1 protein-coding gene, 1 pseudogene and 1 riboswitch are annotated in these 2,668 nt (G+C 66.6%); of the genes and pseudogenes, one reads left to right on the top strand and one right to left on the bottom strand.

All coding sequences use genetic code 11. The annotated features are described in order from the left end of the window. A pseudogene (locus RHBS_RS26680) lies at positions 1-1,518 on the bottom strand (amino acid adenylation domain-containing protein); the annotation flags it as partial. A 214-nt stretch (positions 1,519-1,732) separates the two neighbouring features. Next, positions 1,733-1,848, top strand: a riboswitch (SAM riboswitch). A gap of 54 nt (positions 1,849-1,902) precedes the next feature. Between RHBS_RS26680 and RHBS_RS26675 the strand changes: the two are divergent. Continuing rightward, the coding region (locus RHBS_RS26675; RefSeq protein WP_128646856.1) for an aminotransferase class V-fold PLP-dependent enzyme at positions 1,903-2,668 on the top strand (766 nt) is incomplete at its 3' end.

Genomic DNA, 2,668 nt, shown 5'->3' with positions numbered 1-2,668 from the left:
CCATGCCGGGCAGGGGCCACGGCAGCGCATTGCGGTCGACCTTGCCCGAGGTGCGCGTGGGCATCTCGTCGACCAATGCAAGCCGCGGGACCAGTGCCGCAGGCAATTGCTCGGCGAGCAATTCGCGAGCGGCTTCGAGATCGAAATCGGGGTTGGTGCTCGCGAGATATCCGACGAGCACCGAGTTTCCCGCAGCCGTCTTGCGGATGGCGGCCGCCGCGCCGCCGACGCCCGGAAGTGCTTGCAGCGCATTGTCTATCTCGCCGAGCTCGATGCGTCGACCGCCGAGCTTGACCTGATCGTCGGCGCGACCCTGGAACAACAGACCTTCGAGCTCGAGCTTGACCAGATCGCCGCTGCGATACGCCCGGTCCCACCCGAGAGACGGCATGGGCGCGTACTTCTCGGCGTCCTTGGCCGGATCGAGATACCGAGCGAGTCCGACGCCGCCGATGACCAACTCACCGATTTCGCCGACCTGTACCGGGGTGCCGGAGCCGTCGACCACCGCGAGGTCCCACCCGTCGAGGGGGAGACCGATCCGGACCGGGCCCTTGCCGTCCATGATCGCCGCACACGCGACTACCGTCGCCTCGGTGGGGCCATACGTGTTCCAGACCTCACGGCCTTCGACGGCGAGCCGCTCGGCCAGTTCCGGCGGGCAGCTTCGCCGCCGAAGATGAGCAGCCGTACCGCTTCCAACGCCACCGCGGGCCACAGCGATGCGAGCGTGGGCACCGTCGAAACGACGCTGATGTCGCGGGAGACGAGCCACGGACCCAGATCGAAACCGGACCGCACCAACGACCTGGGCGCGGGAACCAGGCATGCACCGTGCCGCCACGCCAGCCACATCTCCTCGCACGACGCGTCGAACGCCACCGACAGTCCGGCCAACACTCGATCGCCGGGACCGAGCGGATCCTTCTGCAGGAACATGCGGGCCTCGGCGTCGACGAACGCCGCCGCATTGCGATGACTGACCGCAACGCCCTTGGGAGTGCCCGTCGAACCCGAGGTGAAGATGACCCACGCGTCGTCCTGCGGGGTCGGTGGTCCGGCATTGTGTTCGGAAAGATCGTGCTGGGGAATGTCCTGCTTGGGGGCAGTACCGGCGGCGATTCCGCCCGCAGTGACGATGGCGGTCACCTGTGCCTCGCCGAAGACCAACTCGGCGCGCTCCTCGGGATCGTCCGCGTCCACCGGCACGTATGCCGCACCGACCTGAAGGATCGACAAGATCGCGACGTAGAGGGAGAAGGAACCCGACGGCATGCGGATCCCGACGCGATCGCCGCGCCTGACACCGGCATTGGCGAGCCACTGAGCGCCCTCGGCGATGTCGTCCAACAACTCCGAGTAACTGACCGACACGGCACCGTCGTCGATCGCGGGTGCGTCGGGAAAACGATGGGCCGTGTCGCGGAGAATGTCGATGAGCGTCCGGGCGGGTGGAGCCTGGGGTGAGCGAAGAAACGCCGCCGGTGCAGGTGCGATGTCCGCGCTCGAACCCGGCAGATCGTTCTCTTGATGCACAGACAACCGGGCGCCCTTCTCGTTTCTTCTTGTGATGACTCTGTGGTGCTGGTGAGCAGCAGCGCCGTTGGTTATCTCACGTTCTGTTTGCCAGCAGGTGAACGAGCGCGCCTTCCCACCGCGGGAATCCTACTGCGGCCTACGGGTGAGTCCCGGCTTGACAAAACCGCAGCGAGTTTGCAAATGTCTTCTTCACGGTCACGAGTACCAGCATCAAGCCCCGGCTAGCTGGTCGGCAACCCTCCTCCGCGGTGGGGTGCTCCGGGTGACGACCAGGCCGACTCCGGAAAACCGGCGCGGCAAGCGCGGACTCGCTCACCACATCCTTCGGTTGCGGGTCCCTCGAACGTGAGGGCTCGATCTGTCATGACATCTGTACTTTCCCGCCCCTGTGCTCCTTTTGCCCCTGTTTCGGGCACGGATCTACAGGTACCGCTGGTCCACGGCGGCACCTGCACCTATGCGAACTTCGATTACGCCGCCAGCGCGCCTGCACTGGACGCGGTGACCGATCGGATCGCGGAACTGCTGCCGTTCTACTCGAGTGTGCATCGCGGTGCCGGCTACGCCTCACGGGTCTCCACGGCCGCGTACGAGAAGGCGCGGGTGACGGTCGCCGATTTCGTTGGTGCGCAGAACGATTCGGTGGTGGTGTTCACGCGGAACACCACCGACTCGCTGAACCTGCTGGCCGCATGCGTGCCGGGTGAGACCGTGGTACTCGACATCGAGCACCACGCCAACCTGCTCCCGTGGCGTGATCGACGAGTGGTGGTGGCCGCGTCGACCCTGGCCGAGACCATCACGCGTCTCGACGCGGAGCTTGCCGCGAAACCTGCTGCGCTGCTGGCGATCACGGGCGCATCGAACGTCACCGGTGAGGTGCTGCCCATCGCGGAACTCGCCGCTCTGGCGCATCGGCACGGCGCACGCATCGCGGTCGACGGTGCCCAGCTGGTTCCGCATCGGCGGGTCGACATCGCGGCACTCGGTGTGGACTACCTGGCGTTCTCCGGACACAAGCTCTACGCCCCGTTCGGCGCGGGAGTGCTTGTGGGCAAACGTGATTGGCTCGACGAGGGTGGGCCGCACCTGGCCGGCGGCGGCGCGGTGCGCAGCGTGAGCATCGACC

The organism is Rhodococcus sp. BS-15, from assembly GCF_000813105.1.
GTDB lineage: Bacteria > Actinomycetota > Actinomycetes > Mycobacteriales > Mycobacteriaceae > Rhodococcoides.
This window is presented reverse-complemented; position numbering and strand designations above follow the sequence as displayed.